This is a genomic window from Vibrio fluvialis, from assembly GCF_900460245.1.
In the GTDB taxonomy this organism is placed as follows: domain Bacteria; phylum Pseudomonadota; class Gammaproteobacteria; order Enterobacterales; family Vibrionaceae; genus Vibrio; species Vibrio fluvialis.
In genome coordinates this window covers 280649-304670 of sequence record NZ_UHIP01000001.1, presented here as the reverse complement: position 1 = coordinate 304670, position 24022 = coordinate 280649, and the positions used below count along the sequence as shown (strand labels likewise).

General features: G+C 48.6%; 15 protein-coding genes, 3 tRNA genes and 4 rRNA genes. 7 read left to right on the top strand and 15 right to left on the bottom strand.

Translation table 11 applies throughout. The features are described 5' to 3' along the window. The first annotated feature begins 44 nt into the window (after window positions 1-44). Together rpiA and serA are read left to right on the top strand one after the other, a co-directional pair. Window positions 45-701, top strand: a complete 657-nt coding sequence (gene rpiA, locus DYA43_RS01490; protein ID WP_020332144.1) for a ribose-5-phosphate isomerase RpiA — start codon at window positions 45-47, stop codon at window positions 699-701. 253 nt (window positions 702-954) lie between these two features. Further along, the gene (serA, locus tag DYA43_RS01485) at window positions 955-2184 is read left to right on the top strand and encodes a phosphoglycerate dehydrogenase (protein WP_024373485.1); all 1230 of its coding nucleotides are present in this window, start codon (window positions 955-957) and stop codon (window positions 2182-2184) included. An 87-nt stretch (window positions 2185-2271) separates the two neighbouring features. Here the strand turns inward: serA and ilvN are convergent, their stop codons facing one another. From ilvN to DYA43_RS01450, 7 genes are all read right to left on the bottom strand, one after another. Continuing rightward, window positions 2272-2766: an acetolactate synthase small subunit gene (gene ilvN / locus DYA43_RS01480; RefSeq protein WP_020332142.1), complete on the bottom strand. Its 495-nt coding sequence runs from the start codon at window positions 2764-2766 to the stop codon at window positions 2272-2274. A gap of 1 nt (window position 2767) precedes the next feature. Further along, the gene (locus tag DYA43_RS01475) at window positions 2768-4489 is read right to left on the bottom strand and encodes an acetolactate synthase 3 large subunit (RefSeq protein WP_061056125.1); all 1722 of its coding nucleotides are present in this window, start codon (window positions 4487-4489) and stop codon (window positions 2768-2770) included. Between the two features lie 427 nt (window positions 4490-4916). Next, a complete protein-coding gene (locus DYA43_RS01470; protein ID WP_020332140.1) occupies window positions 4917-6731 on the bottom strand; it encodes an AMP-dependent synthetase/ligase in 1815 nt (604 codons plus the stop codon). 176 nt (window positions 6732-6907) lie between these two features. Continuing rightward, the gene (gene leuO / locus DYA43_RS01465) at window positions 6908-7867 is read right to left on the bottom strand and encodes a transcriptional regulator LeuO (RefSeq protein ID WP_020432370.1); all 960 of its coding nucleotides are present in this window, start codon (window positions 7865-7867) and stop codon (window positions 6908-6910) included. Window positions 7868-8228: 361 nt separating this feature from the next. Beyond that, window positions 8229-9275 (bottom strand): MJ1255/VC2487 family glycosyltransferase, encoded by a 1047-nt coding sequence (locus DYA43_RS01460; protein ID WP_020432372.1) that lies wholly within the window; start codon window positions 9273-9275, stop codon window positions 8229-8231. After that, window positions 9272-9805, bottom strand: a complete 534-nt coding sequence (locus DYA43_RS01455) for a phosphatase PAP2 family protein (RefSeq protein ID WP_032372252.1) — start codon at window positions 9803-9805, stop codon at window positions 9272-9274. The genes DYA43_RS01460 and DYA43_RS01455 overlap by 4 nt, the downstream gene beginning before the upstream one ends. 107 nt (window positions 9806-9912) lie before the next feature. Next, window positions 9913-10545 (bottom strand): TetR/AcrR family transcriptional regulator, encoded by a 633-nt coding sequence (locus tag DYA43_RS01450; RefSeq protein WP_047457655.1) that lies wholly within the window; start codon window positions 10543-10545, stop codon window positions 9913-9915. A 391-nt stretch (window positions 10546-10936) separates the two neighbouring features. On the opposite strand from DYA43_RS01450, the gene leuA reads away from it, so the two are divergent. From leuA to DYA43_RS01425, 5 genes are all read left to right on the top strand, one after another. Further along, entirely contained in the window at window positions 10937-12487 is a 1551-nt protein-coding gene (gene leuA / locus DYA43_RS01445; protein WP_061056124.1) for a 2-isopropylmalate synthase, read from the top strand. Between the two features lie 61 nt (window positions 12488-12548). Continuing rightward, on the top strand, window positions 12549-13640 hold the full coding sequence (gene leuB, locus DYA43_RS01440; RefSeq protein WP_044363851.1) for a 3-isopropylmalate dehydrogenase: 1092 nt from the start codon (window positions 12549-12551) through the stop codon (window positions 13638-13640). Window positions 13641-13698: 58 nt separating this feature from the next. Further along, window positions 13699-15105: a 3-isopropylmalate dehydratase large subunit gene (leuC, locus tag DYA43_RS01435; protein WP_061056123.1), complete on the top strand. Its 1407-nt coding sequence runs from the start codon at window positions 13699-13701 to the stop codon at window positions 15103-15105. Between the two features lie 18 nt (window positions 15106-15123). Further along, window positions 15124-15726, top strand: coding sequence for a 3-isopropylmalate dehydratase small subunit (gene leuD, locus DYA43_RS01430; protein WP_020332131.1), 603 nt, complete (start codon window positions 15124-15126; stop codon window positions 15724-15726). Window positions 15727-15819: 93 nt separating this feature from the next. Further along, on the top strand, window positions 15820-16608 hold the full coding sequence (locus DYA43_RS01425; protein WP_061056122.1) for a DUF547 domain-containing protein: 789 nt from the start codon (window positions 15820-15822) through the stop codon (window positions 16606-16608). A gap of 111 nt (window positions 16609-16719) precedes the next feature. On the opposite strand, the gene rrf (DYA43_RS01420) is transcribed toward DYA43_RS01425, so the two are convergent. The 8 genes from rrf (DYA43_RS01420) to DYA43_RS01385 all read right to left on the bottom strand — a co-directional run bounded on the left by rrf (DYA43_RS01420) (window position 16720) and on the right by DYA43_RS01385 (window position 23939). Next, window positions 16720-16835: ribosomal RNA gene (rrf, locus tag DYA43_RS01420) — 5S ribosomal RNA — on the bottom strand. A 35-nt stretch (window positions 16836-16870) separates the two neighbouring features. Continuing rightward, a tRNA-Thr gene (locus tag DYA43_RS01415) sits at window positions 16871-16946 on the bottom strand. Between the two features lie 63 nt (window positions 16947-17009). Beyond that, a 5S ribosomal RNA gene (gene rrf, locus DYA43_RS01410) occupies window positions 17010-17125 on the bottom strand. A 94-nt stretch (window positions 17126-17219) separates the two neighbouring features. Further along, window positions 17220-20107: ribosomal RNA gene (locus DYA43_RS01405) — 23S ribosomal RNA — on the bottom strand. Window positions 20108-20397: 290 nt separating this feature from the next. Continuing rightward, window positions 20398-20473, bottom strand: a tRNA-Ala gene (locus tag DYA43_RS01400). Window positions 20474-20515: 42 nt separating this feature from the next. Then, window positions 20516-20592, bottom strand: a tRNA-Ile gene (locus DYA43_RS01395). A gap of 65 nt (window positions 20593-20657) precedes the next feature. Next, a 16S ribosomal RNA gene (locus DYA43_RS01390) occupies window positions 20658-22210 on the bottom strand. The 16S, 23S and 5S rRNA genes sit together here with 3 tRNA genes alongside, the layout of an rRNA operon. A 463-nt stretch (window positions 22211-22673) precedes the next feature. Beyond that, complete coding sequence (locus DYA43_RS01385) at window positions 22674-23939, bottom strand: cyclic di-GMP phosphodiesterase (protein WP_020329586.1); 1266 nt, start codon at window positions 23937-23939, stop codon at window positions 22674-22676. Window positions 23940-24022: the final 83 nt, after the last annotated feature.

The following is a 24022-nucleotide window of genomic DNA, read 5'->3' as shown; positions in this document are numbered from 1 at the left end:
CGCGCAAACGCGTTCCCCCACAGAATCGAAATCAGGAGATAGGCATGACTCAAGATGAAATGAAAAAAGCCGCCGGTTGGGCTGCACTGAAATATGTAGAGAAAGGCAGCATTGTCGGTGTCGGCACCGGTTCAACGGTGAATCACTTCATCGACGCTCTGGGTTCGATCAAAGATGACATTAAAGGGGCTGTATCAAGCTCGATTGCTTCAACGGAAAAACTGAAAGGTTTAGGTATTGAAGTGTTCGACTGCAACGACGTCGCTGGTCTGGATGTGTATGTGGATGGCGCAGACGAAATTAACGCACACCGTGAAATGATCAAAGGTGGTGGCGCGGCGCTGACCCGCGAAAAAATCGTGGCAGCGATTGCGGACAAATTCATTTGTATCGTTGATGGCACCAAAGCGGTTGACGTATTGGGGGCTTTCCCACTGCCAGTGGAAGTGATTCCGATGGCGCGCTCTTATGTCGCACGCGAACTGGTCAAACTGGGCGGCGATCCGGTTTACCGTGAAGGCGTAGTCACAGACAACGGCAACATCATCCTGGATGTGCACAACATGCGCATTACAGATGCAAAAGATCTGGAAAGCAAAATCAACGCGATTGCAGGCGTGGTAACGAACGGTCTGTTCGCCCACCGTGGTGCTGACGTTGTTATCACCGGCACCCCTGAAGGGGCGAAAATCGAAGAATAAGATTGGAAAAAGCGTCTTTTTTCCGTCATTAGATTACAAACGGCACTCAGGGTGCCGTTTTTTGTTTCTTTTCTCTAAGAAAATTATGCCTTATTCCGTAATTTTCTTACCCAAAACAAAAAAAGTTTGTTAATTTATTGCGTAGAAGATACACAATGCAAACGTTTGCTTTCTTATAAAAGGCTCAGTTATTGCACGTTTCGCTTTATGTTCGCTTCATTAGCCCACCTTCCCATATTTAAGGACGAGAATAATGGCCAAAGTTTCACTGGAAAAAGACAAAATTAAAATCCTACTCCTTGAAGGACTTCATCCATCTTCAGTAGAAGTTCTGCAAGCTGCCGGCTATAGCAACATTGAATACCACAAGGGCTCCCTGGAAGAATCAGAACTGATCGAAGCCATTAAAGATGTTCACTTCATTGGTATCCGCTCGCGCACTAACCTGACCGAAAACGTCATCAACGCTGCAGATAAACTGGTTGCGATCGGCTGTTTCTGTATCGGTACGAACCAAGTTAACCTGAGCGCTGCAGCTAAACGTGGTATTCCGGTGTTTAACGCACCGTTCTCAAACACTCGCAGTGTGGCCGAGCTGGTTCTGGGCGAAATCCTGCTTCTGCTGCGCGGCATTCCGGAGAAAAACGCTCTGGCTCACCGCGGTATCTGGAAAAAGAGTGCCGACAACTCTTACGAAGCACGTGGCAAACGCCTGGGCATCATCGGTTACGGTCACATTGGTACTCAGTTGGGTATCATTGCTGAAAACCTGGGTATGCACGTTTACTACTACGACATTGAAAACAAACTGTCGCTGGGCAACGCCACTCAAGTTCACACCATGAGCGAACTGCTGAATAAATGTGACGTGATTTCTCTGCACGTGCCTGAAACTCCAGAAACTAAAAACATGATGGGCAAAGAAGAATTTGCACGCATGAAACCAGGCTCAATCTTCATCAACGCAGCGCGCGGCACCGTGGTCGATATCCCAGCTCTTTGCGATGCAATGGAATCGGGTCATCTGTCTGGTGCAGCCATCGACGTATTCCCGACTGAGCCAGCGTCAAACAAAGAAGCGTTTGAATCACCACTGATGAAGTTCGACAACGTGATTCTGACTCCGCACGTGGGCGGCTCAACTCAGGAAGCGCAAGAGAACATCGGTATTGAAGTCGCGGGCAAACTGGCGAAATACTCAGACAACGGTTCAACGCTGTCGAGCGTCAACTTCCCGGAAGTTTCTCTGCCAGAGCACCGCAACACTTCTCGTCTGTTGCATATTCACGAGAACCGTCCAGGTATTCTGACCCAAATCAACACCATCTTTGCTCAAGACGGTATCAACATTGCGGCGCAGTACCTGCAAACGTCTGCTGATATTGGCTACGTGGTTGTCGATGTTGAAGCGGAACGTTCAGAAGAAGCATTGGCGAAACTGAAAGAGATCGACGGCACGATTCGTGCGCGTATTCTGCACTAATGCAGCAAAATGGAGTCTCAGCTCCGTTTGATTGAGAAATAAAAAAACCAGCCAAACGGCTGGTTTTTTTATTTCATTGAATACTGATTAACCACGTAGCGCGCGTTCTCCACGCGCAATCCCAACAACACCACTGCGGGCCACTTCAATCACTTCGGTGACTTCAGCAATCGCATCAATAAAAGCATCGAGTTTTTCACTGGCACCTGCAAGCTGCACGGTGTATTGCGAGGCTGTCACATCCACAATCTGACCACGGAAAATATCAGCGGTACGTTTTACTTCAGCACGGGCAAAACCACTGGCTTTGACTTTCACCAACATCAACTCACGCTCAATGTGCTCAAACTCAGACACTTCCTGAACTTTCAGGACGTCGATCAGCTTATGCAGCTGCTTCTGGATTTGCTCCAGCTGCATTTCATCCGAGGTAGTTGTGATGTTCAGGCGTGATAACGTCTCATCATCAGTTGGCGATACGTTCAGACTCTCGATGTTGTAACCACGCTGCGAGAACAAACCGACAACACGAGACAGAGCACCTGGCTGGTTTTCTAGTAATAGCGAAATAATGTGTCTCATCTTAAGTTCTCTCCGTTTTGCTCAACCACATTTTGTCCATCCCCTCGCCTTTTATCTGCATTGGGTAGACGTGCTCCGTTTCATCAACGTTAATATCCACAAACACCAGTCGATCTTTCATCTCCAGCGCTTTCTTCAAGCCAGATTCCAATTCATCCGGTGTTGAAATTCGAATACCCACGTGACCGTAAGCTTCTGCGATAGCTGCAAAATCCGGCACAGAACTCATGTACGAGTTAGAGTGACGGCCCTGATAAATAATATCCTGCCACTGTTTCACCATCCCCAGAAAGCGGTTGTTCAGGTTGATGATTTTGACTGGAATATCGTACTGCAGTGCAGTCGACAGCTCCTGAATGTTCATCTGGATACTGCCATCCCCTGTTACCACCACCACTTCTTCATCCGGCATCGCAAACTTCACGCCCATACCAGCTGGCAGGCCAAAGCCCATCGTGCCAAGGCCACCCGAGTTGATCCAGCGACGCGGCTTGTTAAATGGGTAGTACAGCGCGGCAAACATTTGGTGCTGGCCCACATCTGACGCCACATACGCATCACCATTGGTGAGCTTATGTAAGGTTTCAATAACTTGCTGCGGTTTAATACGCTCAGCAGAGGTTTCGTAAGCCAGGCACTGACGCTCGCGCCAGCTCTGAATCTCACTCCACCAGTTGTCCATCGCCTGCTCGTCATTACTGCCTTCCTGTTCCGCCAGCAGCTTGAGCATGGTTTCCAGCACCTGTTCTGCCGAACCTACGATCGGTAAATCAACTTTGACGTTTTTCGAAATCGAAGACGGATCGATATCGATGTGCATCACTTTGGCGTTCGGACAGTATTTTTCGAGGTTGTTGGTGGTACGGTCGTCAAAACGGACGCCCACACCAAAAATCAGATCCGAGTTATGCATCGCCATGTTGGCTTCATACATTCCATGCATACCCAACATACCGAGGAAGTTTTTATGCGTACCAGGAAACGCGCCCAATCCCATCAGAGTGCTGACGACTGGCAAGTTTAACGATTCAGCCAGCTTGAACACTTGTTGGTGCGCTTCAGAGATGATTGCCCCACCACCGATGTACAACACTGGCTTCTTCGCTTCCAGCAACGCTTTCAGTGCTTTTTTGATCTGTCCTTTGTGACCCGATGTGGTCGGATTGTAAGAACGCATCTTGATCGATTCAGGGTATTGGTACAGCAGTTTGATCTGCGGATTCATCACGTCCTTAGGAAGATCGATCACCACCGGGCCGGGGCGGCCAGTTGAGGCGATATAAAAGGCTTTTTTGATCGTTTCAGGAATATCTTCCGCTTTCTTCACCAAAAAGCTGTGTTTTACGATCGGACGCGATACGCCGACAATGTCACACTCCTGGAATGCATCGTTACCAATCAGATTGGTCGCAACGTTACCAGAGATAACGATCATCGGAATGGAATCCATATAAGCAGTGGCAATACCAGTAACGGTATTGGTCGCACCCGGGCCTGAACAGACTAACACCACTCCCGGCTTACCAGTTGCGCGAGCGTAACCATCGGCCATATGAGTTGCGGCTTGTTCATGACGAACGAGAACGTGTTTGATTTTGTCGGTTTTTTCGTGGAGGGCGTCGTAGATATCAAGAACGGAACCGCCAGGGTATCCAAAAATTTGTTCTACGCCTTCTTCGATCAGAGACTGAACCACCATCTCTGCGCCGGATAACATTGCCATATTTTCTCCTTACCAGTGCCAATCACAAGGTCAGTAAAAGGATCTGGTTATACATAGTTAGGGCTTATTCGTAGCCTAATTCGAAAACTCTCCGCTTTCGGCTATGTCCCGTACTTGTCATAACAAGCACTAAGGTAACGCAACAACTGTAACGCTTTCTTTTCATCAGGTCTAACGGTGAAAATGGCGCATTTTTAACAAGATATGGCAAAAAAACGGATATTAAGTATTCAATTCCAAATCTGACGCGAGATTCAGACCAGAGAGCAATTTAGTGGATTAAAAAAAGTGGAATATTTTGTTAGAGCCAAATAAAAACCACAGAAAATAGGTAAGAGCGATGGATTTTCTCACTGCGTAAAAATAAACATCCCCGCAAGGAAAACCTGGCGGGGATATAAAGGCTCGGTATAAAGCGGAAACAAACCTAAGAACGTTTGTCTTTTGGCTTATCTTGGTACATTTCTTCGATTTCATCCTGATAACGGTCATTAATGACTTTTCTACGCAGTTTTTGCGTTGGTGTCAGTTCACCATCATCCATCGAAAAGGCTTTTGGTAGCAACTTGAAGCGTTTGACTTGCTCAAACTTAGCTAAGCCATGTTGTAACTCGTTCACCCGCTTTTCAAACATCTCAATGATTTGGCTGTGTTTGATCAGCTCCAGACGATCATGATATTTGATGTTCAGCTCTTTGGCGTACTCTTCCAAAGTATCAAAACATGGCACGATCAACGCGGACACAAACTTGCGCGTGTCAGCAATGACAGCGATCTGCTCGATAAAATGATCCTTGCCAATCGCGCCTTCGATCACTTGCGGTGCAATGTATTTACCACCTGACGTTTTCATCAGCTCTTTGATACGGTCAGTAATAAAAAGGTTACCCTGCTCGTCAATATGTCCGGCGTCGCCCGTTTTCAGGAAGCCATGTTCATCAAACGACTGTGCCGTTTCTTCCGGCATCTTGTAGTAGCCACGCATCACCATCGGGCCACGAACCAAAATTTCATTGTTCTCACCAATTTTCACCTGAGCACCCGGCATAGCCATGCCGATTGAGTCCGGGTCAAAACATTGGTCATCCCAACAGGAGACAGTCGCGGTGGTTTCGGTCATGCCGTAGCCCAGTTTGACATTAATACCGATGGCGTGGAAAAAGCGGCCAATGGTTTCGTCCAGCTTCGCACCGCCACAAGGCATAAAGTTAATACGTCCACCTAATAACGCACGCAGTTTACTCAGCACCAGTTTGTCTGCCAACTGATGGCTCTTTTTCAGTAGCCAGGATGGCGAGCGTTTTTCCTGATGACACAACGCCATCTTCGCGCCCATGTTGACCGACCAGGTGAACATGACTTTACGATGCAGCGGCGCGCGGGCGACTTTTTCATGAATCGCCGAGAAGATTTTTTCATAGAATCGCGGAACTGCACACATCACAGTCGGACGGACCTGACTCAGAGCATCACGCACCTGCCCCACGTCCTGCAAATAGCAGTTGGTTGCACCTTTATACAGCACGTAGCAGGTCCAAGCGCGCTCAAACACATGTGACAGCGGCAGGAAACACAGCGACACGTCATCACGGCTCAGGTTCAGGCGCAGATCATGACCTTCAAGCTGCGCGCCGACATTGCGGTAATCGAGCATCACGCCTTTAGGTTTACCTGTAGTCCCCGAGGTATAAATCAGTGTAAACAGATCATCATCGCTGGCCTGATCCAGACGTTCATCAAGCAACCCTCGCGATGTATTCTCGCCCAAAGCAACAAACGCTTTCCAGCTCATGGCAAATTCAAAGTCGCCAAGCTCAATCGCATCACTCATCGCCACGATCAGCTGGAGTTGACCACATTGTTCAAACATGGCGACGGCAGCATCAAACTGCGGCTGTTCGCCAACAAACAACACTTTGACATCCGCATCCTGCAGAATGTAAGCAGCCTGTTCGGCAGTATTGGTCGGGTAAATCGGCACGGTTACCGCCCGGATCTGCAACGCTGCAAAGTCGGCGATCGTCCATTGAGGCATATTGTTGGAAAAAATCCCGATCTTGTCCTGAACATCCATTCCGAATGTCAGTAACGCCATCGACATTGCATCCATCTCATCGCCAAACTGAGTCCAGCTGATGCCCTGCCATTCGTTGTCCATTTTATGTTTCAACGCGATACGACTACCGCCAGAAGCAACCTGCTCCCGAATGCGTTTTACGATATGAAAATCTAAATTGGCCATCTTATTTACCTATAGCTTACACCTGTAAGCTCTTTTGAGCGCACAAGTGTACATTCAGTCTTAAAAAAGGCAACTGACGGATGTCAAAGTTATCAACTAAACCTTGGCTTGCAGCCAATAAAAAAGCCTTAGATCAGGGCTTCCTAATCTAAGGCTAAATAAAGAGGCGTTTGGCGTTATTTCAACGCAACCACTTCTCCGCAAATCATCATCAATTGATCTCGTAACCAAATGTGTCCTTTGTCTTTTTCGCTTGATTCGTGCCAGCTCAGATAACCACTGATGCTGCCATTATCAAACGGGAATTCCAGAACTTGGAGCTGATCTTTATTGGCGGCATTTTCTACCATCCAACGCGGCGCAATCGTCACCAGTTCAGACTGACCGACCACGTAGAGTACGTTGCTCAGGCTGGTGCCTTCATAGCTTGGCTGGCAATCCAAATCACGGTACGCCTGTTCAGAGAAGCTGCGTTGACCATGAATTTTTGACAATTTAGCGTGTTGCTCGTTGGCCAGCGCTTCACGAGTGACTGCTCCCTGCATGCGAGGGTGAGATTTTGCAGCCACTACCACCAGCTCATCCTGGAAGATTTCGGTGCTGGAAAAACCCTGCTCGTCAAAGCGAGCATAATCAATCACAAAGTCAATTTCCTGGTAGCGCATGCGCTCAGCCAGTTTGCGATCGAATTCCGCATCCAGATGGAGCTGCACACTTGGCGCCTGCTCATAGATGCTGGACATGATTTTAGGTGCAAAACGGATATCACATGGGCTGCAAATTGCCAGTTTAAACAGGCGGGTCGATGTCTCCGGAGAGAACACGGAACTTGGCAGTTCATTACGGATCAGTTGCAGTGCCTGACGAATCGGACCGAAAAGCTGACGAGCTCGTTGGGTTGGCTGAATACCACGTCCCTGGCGCATAAAGAGTTCATCATTGAACATCACTTTCAGACGAGCAACCGCGTTACTGACTGCAGGTTGTGACATTCCGAGATTGTGCGCGGCACGAGTAATATTCTGCTCTTGCATTACGGCATCGAAAACCGTCAACAGGTTGAGGTCCACACCACGTAGAGTGCTTTCCATTCGATAGCTCGCAATCGCGCTCATCGGATCTTTTTTGTCTAACATTAGGCACGCCTCTTATTGTTATTCTGATCTATGTCGCTGGATGATCAGTGACACAATGAATTTGGGTTGGCGAATAGATAACCGCTATTTGTAGTATTTATTCCCCAGATGTTTCCGGGCTGGCCGTTACTATCAACCATTCATTTATCGAATAGCAATAAGATTGATAAAATCTCAGTTTATTTTACCCAATTAGAAAAAAAACCAATATTTTTCAAAATATTAGCTTTTTATAAAAAAACATAAAAATCGATATCAATGGCTTTTTATAAAACATTGACGAGATTAATGATTGAATTTATGCGCAACAACTAATATTCACGCTCGCTATAAGTTAGCGTTTTTGCAATCTACAGCGTCATTAATTAATGGAAACGTAACTCGGGAAGTCGACTTGCTGCCACAGTGAATGACAAAGTTCAGAATGATCATGCCAGCGTCCCTGCAATACCCAGTCGGCAATCGCATTGGCGACATTCGGATAGACCACGCGTTCAGCCTGCTTTTCATCCAACCACTTACTCACCGCAGAAGCGTCAAGAAAATCCATCACCGAAGCGAGCCCCAAAATATCTAAGGTCGCGACATTACTTTGTTGTTCAAACTGGCCATTCAGCGGTTTCAGTAGCAGCTTTTTGCCCAGCGACAGCGCCTCAGAAGGCAATTCGAATCCGCCATTGGCAATCACACCAGCACAATGCTGCAGATGCTGGTGAAATTTGCTGTGGCATAGTGGACGTAATTCAACATTCTCAATCACCTCTTCTTCCATCACATTCGGGTGATAGAAAACAAAATGTTGATTCACAAAACGAAACAGTAACTCACACACATGGTCAATCTGCTCAAACGGCAAATAGACCAGAATGTAATCCTGACTGATGGTGGAAAGCCCGGCCGTATGCACAATCGGTGGCAGGATTGGCTGGTCAAAGTGATACCAATGCAACCCCAGATGATAATCGGCAGGCGCAAAGCGTTGCATGATCAGCTTGTCCAGCCAATTCGCTCCTTTGAGCGGTACCGGATAGCGGAATGCGTTCTGGTGACTGATGCCAATACAAGGAATGCCCTGACGCTTGGCAGCCCAGGCTGAGACGGGTTCAAAGTCGTTAATAATCAAATCGTAAGCAGACAAATCAAGCTGCTTAATTTCTCGCATTAACTGCATCGGGCTGTTGTTAAAAGCCGTTTTGACGTAATTAACTTGCCCCTGATGAGTCGAGAACGTCAATCCGCGGCGAGTTTGGTAACGGCCAAAACATTCCATCGAAAAATACTTGTTCTGCTCACGACCTGAAAAAAGAAAATCAACGTTTGCATCGCGCTGTGAAAATGCTTCACACATCGCGCGCGCGCGCGTGATGTGGCCATTGCCTGTACCTTGTACGCCATACAGTATTTTCAAGCCATATACTCCAGCAGTGTTAATGAGAGCGTGGCACATCCCGTTCCCAGCATGGCACCAATAATCACATCAGTAAGAAAATGAACCCCAAGCAGAATACGCGCACTGCCAATTAACACCGCCCACATCAGTGCAAGGCCGTAAATTTCCGGGTAAAACTGTCCGATGAGTGTTGCCATTACAAAAGCCGCAGCGGTGTGCCCTGAAGGTAAACTGTAGCGATCAGACGGTGTAATAAAAGCCGTCAGCAGTGGCGAGAGTTCTTGTGGGCGGCGGCGCTGAAAACTGTTTTTCAGCCCCCAATATATTGGCAGTTCGATCGCAAAGGCGAGCAAGCCAGCCAACAGAAAATACTGGCCGTGTTGACCATCCAGCCACCATGCCAGTGCGCCAAACAAAGCATAAAGATGACCATCGCCGGTGTGCGAGACCGCTTTGCTTACACGGGCAATAGGTTGATTGAATTTGTGCTGTAAGCAGAAAATTGAAAAGGCTAAGTCCAGCTTAGCGATAGGCTCGATGGCACGCATAAGCACCTCCTCTCCCTGTTGAGTCTCCTATCTAGGCACAAGATAAGAGGAGGAGATGACAAATCCGTGATGCTTTGTTTGTAAATGGATGACAATCAATGCGGATGCTAATCCACGATTAGAAAGCCCTGCTCCATTAAGCGAATGTTGTGTTCAATCAAACGATCCAGAAACTCCTCATTGAGTTCAATACCATGCACGGCCAGCAAAGCCCGCGGGGCGATAAACGGAAACACCATCAAGCTGATATAAGAGACCCTGCAAAGCTGAGGATCTACATCGGGACGAACCACGCCACGCTGAATCAATTTCTGGAACATCATATCCTGAACAGGTTTAGTCACATCCAGAATCACTTTTTCGATCAACTGGCGCTGCAGTTCCGATGGCGGCATCTGCATCACCTGCATGATCAAGCGCGGGAAATGTGGCACCTTAATCATCTCGCGATAGTAGGTCCGCATCACTTCAGTCAAATTCTGGTGATTGCTGTCTGCCAGCAGATGATCGATCTGCTCTTTCATAGGAGCCAACGTTTCACGCAACATGGTTTCAAACAGCCCTCCTTTGCTGCCAAAGTAGTAGCGAATCATGCCAATATCGACTTGCGCTTTTTGGGCAATCAACCGGGTCGACACTTTGTCGTAATCCATCACGGTGAACAGCTCTTTGGCGTGCTGCAACAGCAATTCACGCACATCCGTGGGTTGTTGAGGACGCCCCGCTTTCCTTGTACTCATTTTCGATTCCGCCTATTCATCAATCGATGAATTATAGAAGTATCTTTTATGACTGAATAGCATCAGGATAAAAACCCGCCGACTTAGCAGAAAATGCTAATTTTCAGAGCCTTGAAACCAAAAGCTCTTGAGCATGAATAAAAAATCAACTTTGGGGTTGACGTCACTCAGCGAGTGCGGTACTAATTTGTTAACTTAAATTGTGGATTGTTACTAATGACAACTCGTTTTTCTCTACTCCTGAGCCTGCTCCTTATCGTGAACCAATCGCGCGGGTAGGCTGTGGAAGAAAAACACCACAACAGAAACACAAAAACCCGCACATGATGCGGGTTTTTTTATAACTAAATCCAGGAAGTAAACGATTAACTCTCGGAATGAGGAAGCAAACATGAACGATCAGGTCATTATATTCGACACCACCTTACGCGATGGTGAACAAGCATTGTCAGCCAGCTTAACCGTTAAGGAGAAGCTGCAAATTGCTTTCGCACTCGAGCGTCTGGGTGTCGACGTGATCGAGGCAGGCTTCCCTGTATCATCACCTGGCGATTTCGAATCCGTACAAACCATCGCCAAACATATTAAGAACAGCCGCATCTGTGCACTTTCGCGAGCCGTAGCGAAAGACATTGACGCCGCTGCTGAAGCGTTAAAAGTCGCTGAAGCCTTCCGTATTCACACCTTCCTTGCTACTTCCACCATTCACGTTCAAGACAAATTACGCCGCACTTACGACGATGTGGTCGAGATGGCCGTCAAAGCCGTGAAACATGCACGCCAGTACACTGACGATGTGGAATTCTCCTGTGAAGATGCGGGGCGTACCCCCATCGACAATCTATGCCGTATGGTGGAAGCCGCAATTAATGCGGGTGCCAGCACCATCAACATTCCAGATACCGTGGGTTACACCCTGCCAAGCGAATTTGGTAGCATCATTGAGCAACTGTTCAATCGCGTACCTAACATCGATAAAGCCGTGATTTCCGTACACTGCCACGATGACTTAGGCTTGTCCGTTGCCAACTCCATCGCCGCTGTGCAAGCCGGCGCCCGTCAGATTGAAGGTACCATTAACGGTATTGGTGAGCGTGCGGGTAACTGTGCGCTGGAAGAAATCGCGATGATCATCAAAACGCGTCAGGATTTACTTGGCGTGACCACCAACTTCAAACACGATGAAATCAGCCGCACCAGCAAACTGGTTAGCCAATTGTGCAATATGCCGATTCAAAGCAACAAAGCTATCGTCGGTGCCAACGCCTTCAGCCACTCTTCAGGTATCCACCAGGACGGCATGCTGAAGAACAAAAACACCTACGAAATCATGACTCCAGAGTCGATTGGCCTGAAAAACCAAGCGTTGAACCTAACCAGCCGCAGCGGCCGCGCAGCGGTGAAGAGCCACATGGAATCCATGGGTTACAACGAAAACGAATATAACCTGGATGCACTGTACGAAGACTTCTTGAAATTAGCCGACCGTAAAGGCCAGGTATTTGACTACGATTTGGAAGCGTTGATGCACTTCTCTAATCTGCGTGAAGAAGATGATTTCTATAAATTGAACTACTTGAGCGTGCAATCTGGTAGTGTAATGGCGACCACCTCAATTAAGCTGCAATGCGGCGATGATGAGAAGTGTGAAGCGGCCGTCGGTAATGGCCCGGTCGATGCTCTATATCAGTGTATTTACCGCATCACTGGTTACGACATCGTACTGGATAAATTCGACCTGACTGCGAAAGGGGAAGGCGAAGATGGATTGGGCCAGGCTGACATTATTGCTAACTACAAAGGCCGTAAATATCACGGTACCGGTGTATCTACCGATATCGTTGAAGCCTCAGGTCAGGCGCTGCTGCATGTCATCAACAGCATTCATCGCGCAGATCAAATCGCCGAAATCAAACAGAAAAAGAAAGTAGCGTCGGTGTAATGCCGCCGCTATCACAAACACAACTTTGAACGAATAACGATTAAATAAGTAAAGGATTCGCATGACAGACAAAACTTACAAGATTGCCGTACTTCCGGGTGATGGCATCGGTCCAGAAGTAATGCAGCAGGCACACAAAGTGCTGGACGCTATCGAACAGAAATTTCAGTTAGCTTTCGTGCGTGAAGAACATGATGTCGGCGGTATCGCGATTGACAATCACGGTTGCCCACTCCCAGAAAGCACGCTGCAAGCTTGTGAAGATTCTGACGCGGTTCTGTTCGGTTCAGTTGGCGGTCCGAAATGGGAACATCTGCCACCCAATGATCAGCCTGAACGTGGTGCACTGTTGCCTCTGCGTAAGCATTTCCAACTGTTCTGCAACTTGCGTCCGGCGCAAATCCACAAAGGCTTGGAAGCATTTTCACCATTGCGAGCTGACATCTCTGACCGCGGCTTTGACATTGTTGTGGTTCGCGAGTTAACCGGTGGCATCTACTTCGGCCAACCAAAAGGTCGTGAAGGCGAAGGCGCCAATGAGAAAGCGTTCGACACCGAGGTGTACCACCGCTTTGAGATTGAGCGTATTGCCAAGATTGCGTTTGAATCTGCACGTCTGCGTCGTAAAAAAGTTTGCTCTATCGATAAAGCCAACGTGCTGCAAAGCTCTATTCTGTGGCGTGAAGTGGTCAGCGAGATTGCCAAAGATTACCCGGATGTCGAGCTATCACACATGTACATCGACAACGCGACCATGCAGCTGATTAAAGATCCTGCGCAGTTTGATGTGATGCTGTGCTCCAACATCTTTGGTGACATTATTTCTGATGAATGCGCCATGATCACAGGCTCGATGGGCATGCTGCCTTCGGCAAGTATGAACGAAAGCAAATTCGGCCTGTATGAACCAGCAGGCGGCAGCGCACCGGATATCGCGGGTAAGAACATCGCTAACCCGGTTGCGCAGATCCTGTCAGCCGCGCTGATGCTACGTTACAGTCTGGGTGAAGAAGAAGCGGCTCAAGCGATTGAAACCGCAGTAGGCAAAGCGTTGTCAGCCGGTCAGCTAACGGCGGACCTGGCGGGCAACAAGCCAGCACTGTCGACCAGTGAAATGGGCGATATCATCGCCGCCTACATTCAGAACGCATAATTCGCAGAGCCGGCGACGCTCCGGCTCCATTTAGCTCTTTGAGCTCAAGGAAGAAGCAATGTCACAAGCAAAAACCTTATACGAAAAAATCTATGATGCGCACGTTGTCGTTGCGGCGCAGGGCGAGAACCCAATTTTGTACATCGATCGTCACTTAGTGCACGAAGTGACTTCTCCGCAAGCATTTGATGGCCTGCGTGAAAAAGGGCGTCAAGTGCGTCAGGTCGGTAAAACATTCGCCACCATGGACCATAACGTGTCAACCACCACCAAAGACATCAATGCCTCTGGTGAAATGGCTCGCATCCAGATGGAAACGCTGTCGAAAAACTGTGAAGAGTTCGGTGTAACTCTGTATGACATCAACCACAAATATCAGGGCATCGTCCATGTCATGGGACCAGAGTTAGGCATTACTCTGCCAGCAATGACCATCGTATGTGGTGACTCACACACCGCGACACACGGCGCGTTTGGCTCATTGGCGTTTGGTATCGGTACATCAGAAGTAGAACACGTACTGGCGACACAAACATTGAAGCAAGCCCGCGCCAAAACCATGAAAATCGACGTTCAGGGTAAAGTGGTACCGGGCATTACCGCGAAAGACATCGTGCTTGCGATCATTGGCAAGACCACTGCAGCAGGCGGTACAGGTTACGTCGTTGAATTCTGCGGCGAAGCGATTCGCGACCTGTCCATGGAAGGCCGCATGACCGTGTGTAACATGGCGATCGAACTCGGCGCCAAAGCGGGCTTAATTGCGCCGGATGACACCACTTTCAACTACATCAAAGGTCGCAAGTTCGCGCCGACTGGCGCAGATTGGGATGCGGCAGTGGAATACTGGCAAACCTTTAAGACTGATGAAGATGCACAGTTTGATGCTGTGGTAACACTCAATGCTGCCGACATCAAACCGCAAATCACTTGGGGCACGAACCCTGGTCAGGTTATCGCGGTCGATCAACCGATTCCATCTCCAGCCTCATTCAGTGATCCGGTTGAGCGCGCTTCGGCTGAAAAAGCGCTGGCCTACATGGGCTTAGAGGCGGGTAAAATGCTGGCTGACTACAAGGTAGACAAGGTGTTTGTCGGTTCTTGTACCAACTCGCGTATTGAAGACATGCGTGCCGCAGCTGCCGTAGCGAAAGGCAAGAAAGTGGCAGGTCACGTTCAGGCTCTGATCGTCCCAGGTTCAGAGCAAGTTAAAGCTCAGGCGGAAGCGGAAGGCCTGGATAAGATCTTTATCGAAGCAGGTTTTGAATGGCGTCTGCCGGGTTGTTCGATGTGTCTGGCGATGAATAATGACCGCTTAGGTCCAGGAGAACGCTGCGCATCAACGTCAAACCGTAACTTCGAAGGTCGTCAAGGTCGCGATGGTCGTACTCACCTGGTCAGCCCGGCGATGGCCGCGGCCGCCGCGATTGCAGGCCACTTCGTCGATATTCGTGAAATTAACTAAGGACAGAGGAAATATTCAATGGCAGGTTTTCAACAACATACAGGCTTAGTGGTTCCTCTGGATGCGGCAAACGTCGATACGGATGCGATCATTCCAAAGCAATTTCTGCAAAAAGTAAACCGTATTGGTTTTGGTAAGCACCTATTCCACGACTGGCGCTTCCTTGATGATGCGGGTCAACAGCCAAATCCGGATTTCGTGATGAATAAACCGCGTTATCAAGGGGCTAGCATTCTGCTGGCGCGTGAAAACTTCGGTTGTGGTTCGTCGCGTGAACATGCTCCTTGGGCGCTGGCTGATTACGGCATTCGTGTCATGATCGCGCCAAGCTTTGCGGACATCTTCTATGGTAACTCCATTAACAACCAAATGGTGCCTGTTCGTCTGACCGAACAAGAGGTAGATGAACTGTTTACTTATGTTGAGGCCAACGAAGGTGCAGAAATTACTGTCGACTTAGAGTCAATGACAGTATCCGCAAATGGAAAAAGTTATTCATTTGAGATTGACGAGTTTCGTCGTCACTGCTTACTGAATGGCTTGGACAACATCGGCCTAACTCTACAACATGAGAGCAAAATTGCCGAATATGAAGCGAAAATCCCAAGCTTTCTGAAATAACCATAAGGGCTGCTTCGCAGCCCTTTTTTATCCGTGAAAGAAAGTTCAACATCATCGGGTCTTATCAGAACGATACTAAACCGGTCCCATGTTATGAAACCTCTTATCGCCATTCTATTATCAACCTTATCTGCCACAAGTTGGGCTGCACCTAAAGCTGAACTTTGGCCTCTTTGGAACAGCAGCGCAGTAACTCAATCGGTATCCATTTCACATCAAGCCTGGCAGCAAATACTTGACCGCTACTTAGTCACACAAGGTGAATACAGCTTGTTCCGTTATTCTGCCGTGAGCAATGAGGATCAGCAGTCTCTCAATCACTACATCGAATATCTTAGCAATATTGACCCTCGCACGTTAACGAAGCCTCAGCAGTATGCCTATTGGGTCAATCTGTATAATGCAACAACGGTGCAGTTGATCATGACGAATTACCCTGTGTCTTCCATCACCAAATTAGGCAGCTGGCTAAGCTTTGGCCCTTGGGATGAAGAGCTGCTTACGATTCAAGGTCAGGCGATAACATTAAATGATATCGAGCATCGTATTTTGCGCCCGATTTGGCGTGACCCTCGGACCCATTATGCGGTGAACTGTGCCAGCTTAGGTTGTCCCAACTTGCAAGGGGAGGCTTTTACAGCAGAAAACCGTGAGCGATTATTGGAACGAGCGGCACGTGAGTTTATCAATAGCACGAAAGGCGCACACAAAGAGGGAAATCAATGGGTCATTTCTTCCATTTACGACTGGTTTAGCGAAGACTTTGGTTCCCAACAAGCACTGATACAGCACTTAGCCACCTACCGCCCCGAACTTGCAGATTATCAAGGCAAGTTGAAATACGAGTATAACTGGCAACTCAATGACCAGAAGAACAAATAGTAAAAAGCCTCGATTGTATCGAGGCTTTTTACTTGGATAGAATAGTGTGTGATAACGTTATTAGCTGAAAACGAGAAAGCCCTGACTTTTCAGTCAGGGCTTTAGAATAGAGCCTGGCGATGTCCTACTCTCACATGGGGAAACCCCACACTACCATCGGCGCTACTTCGTTTCACTTCTGAGTTCGGAATGGAATCAGGTGGGTCCAAAGTGCTATGGTCGCCAAACAAATTTTTTGACCGCGTGTCGCGTGTCGAATAAATGGTGCTGATACCCAGAATCGAACTGGGGACCTCATCCTTACCAAGGATGCGCTCTACCGACTGAGCCATATCAGCACACGAAATCTTTTGTCCGTGGACTAAAAAAGCCCGTCTGACAACGGGCTCTTAAAATTTAAAGCCTGGCGATGTTCTACTCTCACATGGGGAGACCCCACACTACCATCGACGCTGTTTCGTTTCACTTCTGAGTTCGGAATGGAATCAGGTGGGTCCAAAACGCTATGGTCGCCAAGCAAATTCTTAAAATTCGGAAAGCTGTTTTTCGTTCTCTCAACACATTCTTATGCGCTTAGCTTTGAGTCCACTACAAAACCCCTTGGGTGTTGTATGGTTAAGCCTCACGGGCAATTAGTACAGGTTAGCTCAACGCCTCACAACGCTTACACACCCTGCCTATCAACGTTCTAGTCTCGAACAACCCTTTAGGACACTTAAAGTATCAGGGAAGACTCATCTCAGGGCTCGCTTCCCGCTTAGATGCTTTCAGCGGTTATCGATTCCGAACTTAGCTACCGGGCAATGCGTCTGGCGACACAACCCGAACACCAGAGGTTCGTCCACTCCGGTCCTCTCGTACTAGGAGCAGCCCCCTTCAATCTTCCAACGCCCACGGCAGATAGGGACCGAACTGTCTCACGACGTTCTAAACCCAGCTCGCGTACCACTTTAAATGGCGAACAGCCATACCCTTGGGACCGACTTCAGCCCCAGGATGTGATGAGCCGACATCGAGGTGCCAAACACCGCCGTCGATATGAACTCTTGGGCGGTATCAGCCTGTTATCCCCGGAGTACCTTTTATCCGTTGAGCGATGGCCCTTCCATACAGAACCACCGGATCACTATGACCTGCTTTCGCACCTGCTCGAACCGTCATTCTCGCAGTTAAGCGGGCTTATGCCATTGCACTAACCTCACGATGTCCAACCGTGATTAGCCCACCTTCGTGCTCCTCCGTTACTCTTTGGGAGGAGACCGCCCCAGTCAAACTACCCACCAGGCACTGTCCTCACCCCGGATAACGGGGCTAAGTTAGAACATCAAACATACAAGGGTGGTATTTCAAGGACGGCTCCAACGCAACTAGCGTCACGTCTTCAAAGCCTCCCACCTATCCTACACATGTAGGTTCAATGTTCAGTGCCAAGCTGTAGTAAAGGTTCACGGGGTCTTTCCGTCTAGCCGCGGGTACACTGCATCTTCACAGCGATTTCAATTTCACTGAGTCTCGGGTGGAGACAGCGTGGCCATCATTACGCCATTCGTGCAGGTCGGAACTTACCCGACAAGGAATTTCGCTACCTTAGGACCGTTATAGTTACGGCCGCCGTTTACCGGGGCTTCGATCAAGAGCTTCGCTTACGCTAACCCCATCAATTAACCTTCCGGCACCGGGCAGGCGTCACACCGTATACGTCATCTTACGATTTTGCACAGTGCTGTGTTTTTAATAAACAGTTGCAGCCACCTGGTATCTGCGACTCTCATCAGCTCCATCCGCGAGGGACTTCACCATCAAGAGCGTACCTTCTCCCGAAGTTACGGTACCATTTTGCCTAGTTCCTTCACCCGAGTTCTCTCAAGCGCCTTGGTATTCTCTACCCGACCACCTGTGTCGGTTTGGGGTACGATTCCTTACAATCTGAAGCTTAGAGGCTTTTCCTGGAAGCATGGCATCAATGACTTCACTACCGTAGTAGCTCGACGTCGTGTCTCAGCCTTAGAGAGAGCCGGATTTACCTAACCCTCAAGCCTACGCACTTGAACCTGGACAACCGTCGCCAGGCCCACCTAGCCTTCTCCGTCCCCCCATCGCAATTGTAAGAAGTACGGGAATATTAACCCGTTTCCCATCGACTACGCCTTTCGGCCTCGCCTTAGGGGTCGACTTACCCTGCCCCGATTAACGTTGGACAGGAACCCTTGGTCTTCCGGCGGGGAGGTTTTTCACCCCCCTTGTCGTTACTCATGTCAGCATTCGCACTTCTGATACCTCCAGCATGCTTTACAACACACCTTCAACGGCTTACAGAACGCTCCCCTACCCAATACGATAAATCGCATTGCCGCAGCTTCGGTTTACAGCTTAGCCCCGTTACATCTTCCGCGCAGGCCGACTCGACTAGTGAGCTATTACGCTTTCTTTAAATGATGGCTGCTTCTAAGCCAACATCCTAGCTGTCTGAGCCTTCCCACATCGTTTCCCACTTAGCTGTAATTTGGGACCTTAGCTGGCGGTCTGGGTTGTTTCCCTCTCCACGACGGACGTTAGCACCCGCCGTGTGTCTCCCGGATAGTACTTACTGGTATTCGGAGTTTGCAAAGGGTTGGTAAGTCGGGATGACCCCCTAGCCTTAACAGTGCTCTACCCCCAGTAGTATTCGTCCGAGGCGCTACCTAAATAGCTTTCGGGGAGAACCAGCTATCTCCGAGTTTGATTGGCCTTTCACCCCTAGCCACAAGTCATCCGCTAATTTTTCAACATTAGTCGGTTCGGTCCTCCAGTTGATGTTACTCAACCTTCAACCTGCCCATGGCTAGATCACCCGGTTTCGGGTCTATATCCAGAGACTGAACGCCCAGTTAAGACTCGGTTTCCCTACGGCTCCCCTAAATGGTTAACCTTGCCACTGAATATAAGTCGCTGACCCATTATACAAAAGGTACGCAGTCACCCCACGAAGAGGCTCCTACTGCTTGTACGTACACGGTTTCAGGTTCTATTTCACTCCCCTCACAGGGGTTCTTTTCGCCTTTCCCTCACGGTACTGGTTCACTATCGGTCAGTCAGGAGTATTTAGCCTTGGAGGATGGTCCCCCCATATTCAGACAGGATAACACGTGTCCCGCCCTACTCGATTTCACTGAACATGCGCTGTCGGCTACGGGGCTATCACCCTGTTTCGCGGTCCTTTCCAGAACCTTCACCTGACGCATGTAAAGCTTAAGGGCTAATCCAATTTCGCTCGCCGCTACTATCGGAATCTCGGTTGATTTCTTCTCCTCGGGGTACTTAGATGTTTCAGTTCCCCCGGTTCGCTTCATTAACCTATGTATTCAGTTAATGATAACTGCTTATGCAGTTGGGTTTCCCCATTCGGAAATCTCAGACTCAAGTGGCTGTTACTGCCTAATCTGAGCTTATCGCAAGTTACTACGTCCTTCATCGCCTCTGACTGCCAAGGCATCCACCGTGTACGCTTAGTCACTTAACCATACAACCCGAAGGAGTTTCGGGTTGTTGTTAAACAACCTAGGTGTCACACATTTATTTTTCATGAGTGTGTGACTGATTTTGCCGGACTCAATTTGAAGACTTACTGAAACAGTAAGCTTCGATACCAAGCACACTTGAATGTGTTTGTTGGTGTATTCCATTCAGGAATACATTGAGAACTTTACAAACAATCTTAAAAGATTGTTTTGTCAGCTTTCCAAATTGTTAAAGAGCAGATTTTCTGATGAAAACCATGTTTAAGAACACTTAAGCAAATGTGCTTAAAGATGGTGGAGCTAAGCAGGATCGAACTGCTGACCTCCTGCGTGCAAGGCAGGCGCTCTCCCAGCTGAGCTATAGCCCCATCAGGTGTTGATACTGTGTGCCAATCCTCTGGGAGGAAGATTGGTGGGTCTGAGTGGACTCGAACCACCGACCTCTCGCTTATCAGGCGAACGCTCTAACCACCTGAGCTACAGACCCAGTATCGTCTCTAAAACGTATAAACCATCAATCTGTGTGAACACTCATCGCAATAATCATTCGTATAAGGAGGTGATCCAGCGCCAGGTTCCCCTAGCGCTACCTTGTTACGACTTCACCCCAGTCATGAACCACAAAGTGGCAAGCGTCCTCCCGAAGGTTAAACTACCTGCTTCTTTTGCAGCCCACTCCCATGGTGTGACGGGCGGTGTGTACAAGGCCCGGGAACGTATTCACCGTGACATTCTGATTCACGATTACTAGCGATTCCGACTTCATGGAGTCGAGTTGCAGACTCCAATCCGGACTACGACGCACTTTTTGGGATTCGCTCACTTTCGCAAGTTGGCCGCCCTCTGTATGCGCCATTGTAGCACGTGTGTAGCCCTACTCGTAAGGGCCATGATGACTTGACGTCGTCCCCACCTTCCTCCGGTTTATCACCGGCAGTCTCCCTGGAGTTCCCGACATTACTCGCTGGCAAACAAGGATAAGGGTTGCGCTCGTTGCGGGACTTAACCCAACATTTCACAACACGAGCTGACGACAGCCATGCAGCACCTGTCTCAGAGTTCCCGAAGGCACCAAAGCATCTCTGCTAAGTTCTCTGGATGTCAAGAGTAGGTAAGGTTCTTCGCGTTGCATCGAATTAAACCACATGCTCCACCGCTTGTGCGGGCCCCCGTCAATTCATTTGAGTTTTAATCTTGCGACCGTACTCCCCAGGCGGTCTACTTAACGCGTTAGCTCCGAAAGCCACGGCTCAAGGCCACAACCTCCAAGTAGACATCGTTTACGGCGTGGACTACCAGGGTATCTAATCCTGTTTGCTCCCCACGCTTTCGCATCTGAGTGTCAGTATCTGTCCAGGGGGCCGCCTTCGCCACCGGTATTCCTTCAGATCTCTACGCATTTCACCGCTACACCTGAAATTCTACCCCCCTCTACAGTACTCTAGCCTGCCAGTTTCAAATGCAATTCCGAGGTTGAGCCCCGGGCTTTCACATCTGACTTAACAAACCACCTGCATGCGCTTTACGCCCAGTAATTCCGATTAACGCTCGCACCCTCCGTATTACCGCGGCTGCTGGCACGGAGTTAGCCGGTGCTTCTTCTGCAGCTAACGTCAAAAGATACCGCTATTAACGATACCTCCTTCCTCACTGCTGAAAGTACTTTACAACCCGAAGGCCTTCTTCATACACGCGGCATGGCTGCATCAGGCTTGCGCCCATTGTGCAATATTCCCCACTGCTGCCTCCCGTAGGAGTCTGGACCGTGTCTCAGTTCCAGTGTGGCTGATCATCCTCTCAGACCAGCTAGGGATCGTCGCCTTGGTGAGCCCTTACCTCACCAACTAGCTAATCCCACCTGGGCATATCCTGACGCGAGAGGCCCGAAGGTCCCCCTCTTTGAGCCGAAGCTATCATGCGGTATTAGCCATCGTTTCCAATGGTTATCCCCCACATCAGGGCAATTTCCCAGGCATTACTCACCCGTCCGCCGCTCGCCGCCCAACAAATCCCCCGAAGGTTCAATGTTGTCGCTGCCGCTCGACTTGCATGTGTTAGGCCTGCCGCCAGCGTTCAATCTGAGCCATGATCAAACTCTTCAATTAAAGTTTTGGCTCAATGAATACTGATAACATTACTATGTAATGTTGAATTGACTGTGCTCGATACCGAAGTATCAAATTGGTCACTCAGTTCATTGATAAATCTTTTGCGATTATCATCAACGAGTGCCCACACAGATTGATAGGTTTATATTGTTAAAGAGCATTGCTTTTCGAAGCTTTCTTCTCGAAGCGGAGGTGCATTCTAGCGAGATAACTGAGAGTGTCAAACACTTTTTTCAATTTTCTTTTTCAGAAGCTTTCACCTCGATGACAACCGCTGAAGCCTTGTGGCGTCTGCCGTGTCAGTGAGGCGGCATTATAGAGAGTTGCTTAAAGTTGGCAAGCACAAAAAGGCATTTTTTTATAAAAAAACGTTCGTTTGACCAATAATCAAACGAACGCCTTTTTATGCAGATCTTATCTTCAGCATGACCACACTTTACTCACAAAAACTTGTGGATAACTAGTCATCACTGTCAAAGAAGTAAGAGATTCTCGAACGCGGGTTGAGATACTCACGAATCTTATCCGGTAATTTGTTTGGCAGAATCGCACTGACGATTTTAATGTCCTTATCTGCCAGATCGATAATCGGTGCCTGCGTTCGAGGAACGGACGGATCGTAGATAAGAACATTCGGAAACAACAGACTGCGCGCGTTCACCGAGATCACCAGCCCAATCATGTCGTTGGAAAGCTGGACGACCGTTCCTGGTGGAAACACCCCCATGAACTTCACCAGGATATTAAGGTTGTCATGGTTATAGAGGTGTTTGCAGTTCTTATATAAGTGGGAAAGCGCCACATACGGAATCTTCTGCTCTGATGGAATGTTCGGATGGCACAAGTTATCAAAGGCATTCGCCACGGCTACTACTTGCGCCAGTTCATCAATATCCTCTTCTTTTAATCCAAGCGGATAGCCGGAACCATCGTTGAGCTCGTGATGCTGTTCGATGACCCTCATCGCACTCGGTGGAAAGTGTTGAATATTCCCAGCGATTTCGGCGCCGTACTTGGTGTGCAGCTTAAGATAGTTTTTTTCCGGCTCACTAAGTGGCGTTTGCTTACGTACGATGGCGCTAGGTACGCGAATCTTGCCGATATCATGAAACAGCGACGCGAATGCCAGCTCTTTGATTTTGTCTGCCGGGTAGCCTTTGGCTTTACCAATCATCATCGCGATGACCGACACGTTGAGCGAGTGGAAGTAAATGTCTTCGAATTCACTTTTGCTGTTCATCAGATGAAGCGTAACGCTGTCATCACTGAGTAGCTTTTCGACAATGTCTTCGACCAGTTGCGCGGCTTCATCAACCGCATCCTGTGGGCGGTTACGAATTTTGTTCATCACCGCGCGCATGCGAGCCAGCGAGCGTTCGAACTCTTTTTCACAGCTGATGACTCGACGGCGATACGCACTGAGCTTTTCAATACGCTTCTGCTTTTCCTGCCATAGCTTATCCGCTTCGTCATTTATCGCGGCGTTAGACTCTTCTGTCTCTGCACTGTTATCACTGCTGACCGTGTTGGGCGGTAGCGGTGTCGTATCGCTCTGCGCCGGATTCAAAAAGACATGCTGAATCCCCAGATGCTTGATCAGCTTGATCTGTTCTTCGGTTTTAATCTTGAAGCTATTCAACAAAAAGGGATGCTCATTCCATTTCACTGGCAAACGAATATGTAAGCCAGGTTGCAGCCTATCTACCGTGATCTTTATGCTCGCCACAATTTACCAACACCTTTACTTGTAAATTTTGATTATTTTAGAAGAAGTTGCGCATAAGATCATTAATGCAACCCTGTTCTTAT

What these genes read in the sequence shown, in the direction of transcription:
- serA (WP_024373485.1), top strand. Translation starts at nt 955, where the DNA reads ATGGCCAAAGTTTCACTGGAAAAAGACAAAATTAAAATCCTACTCCTT.
- leuD (WP_020332131.1), top strand. Translation starts at nt 15,124, where the DNA reads ATGGCAGGTTTTCAACAACATACAGGCTTAGTGGTTCCTCTGGATGCG.
- DYA43_RS01450 (WP_047457655.1), bottom strand. Translation starts at nt 10,545, where the DNA reads ATGAGTACAAGGAAAGCGGGGCGTCCTCAACAACCCACGGATGTGCGT.
- leuO (WP_020432370.1), bottom strand. Translation starts at nt 7,867, where the DNA reads ATGTTAGACAAAAAAGATCCGATGAGCGCGATTGCGAGCTATCGAATG.
- leuA (WP_061056124.1), top strand. Translation starts at nt 10,937, where the DNA reads ATGAACGATCAGGTCATTATATTCGACACCACCTTACGCGATGGTGAA.
- rpiA (WP_020332144.1), top strand. Translation starts at nt 45, where the DNA reads ATGACTCAAGATGAAATGAAAAAAGCCGCCGGTTGGGCTGCACTGAAA.
- DYA43_RS01470 (WP_020332140.1), bottom strand. Translation starts at nt 6,731, where the DNA reads ATGGCCAATTTAGATTTTCATATCGTAAAACGCATTCGGGAGCAGGTT.
- DYA43_RS01455 (WP_032372252.1), bottom strand. Translation starts at nt 9,805, where the DNA reads ATGCGTGCCATCGAGCCTATCGCTAAGCTGGACTTAGCCTTTTCAATT.
- leuB (WP_044363851.1), top strand. Translation starts at nt 12,549, where the DNA reads ATGACAGACAAAACTTACAAGATTGCCGTACTTCCGGGTGATGGCATC.
- DYA43_RS01475 (WP_061056125.1), bottom strand. Translation starts at nt 4,489, where the DNA reads ATGGCAATGTTATCCGGCGCAGAGATGGTGGTTCAGTCTCTGATCGAA.
- DYA43_RS01425 (WP_061056122.1), top strand. Translation starts at nt 15,820, where the DNA reads ATGAAACCTCTTATCGCCATTCTATTATCAACCTTATCTGCCACAAGT.
- ilvN (WP_020332142.1), bottom strand. Translation starts at nt 2,766, where the DNA reads ATGAGACACATTATTTCGCTATTACTAGAAAACCAGCCAGGTGCTCTG.
- leuC (WP_061056123.1), top strand. Translation starts at nt 13,699, where the DNA reads ATGTCACAAGCAAAAACCTTATACGAAAAAATCTATGATGCGCACGTT.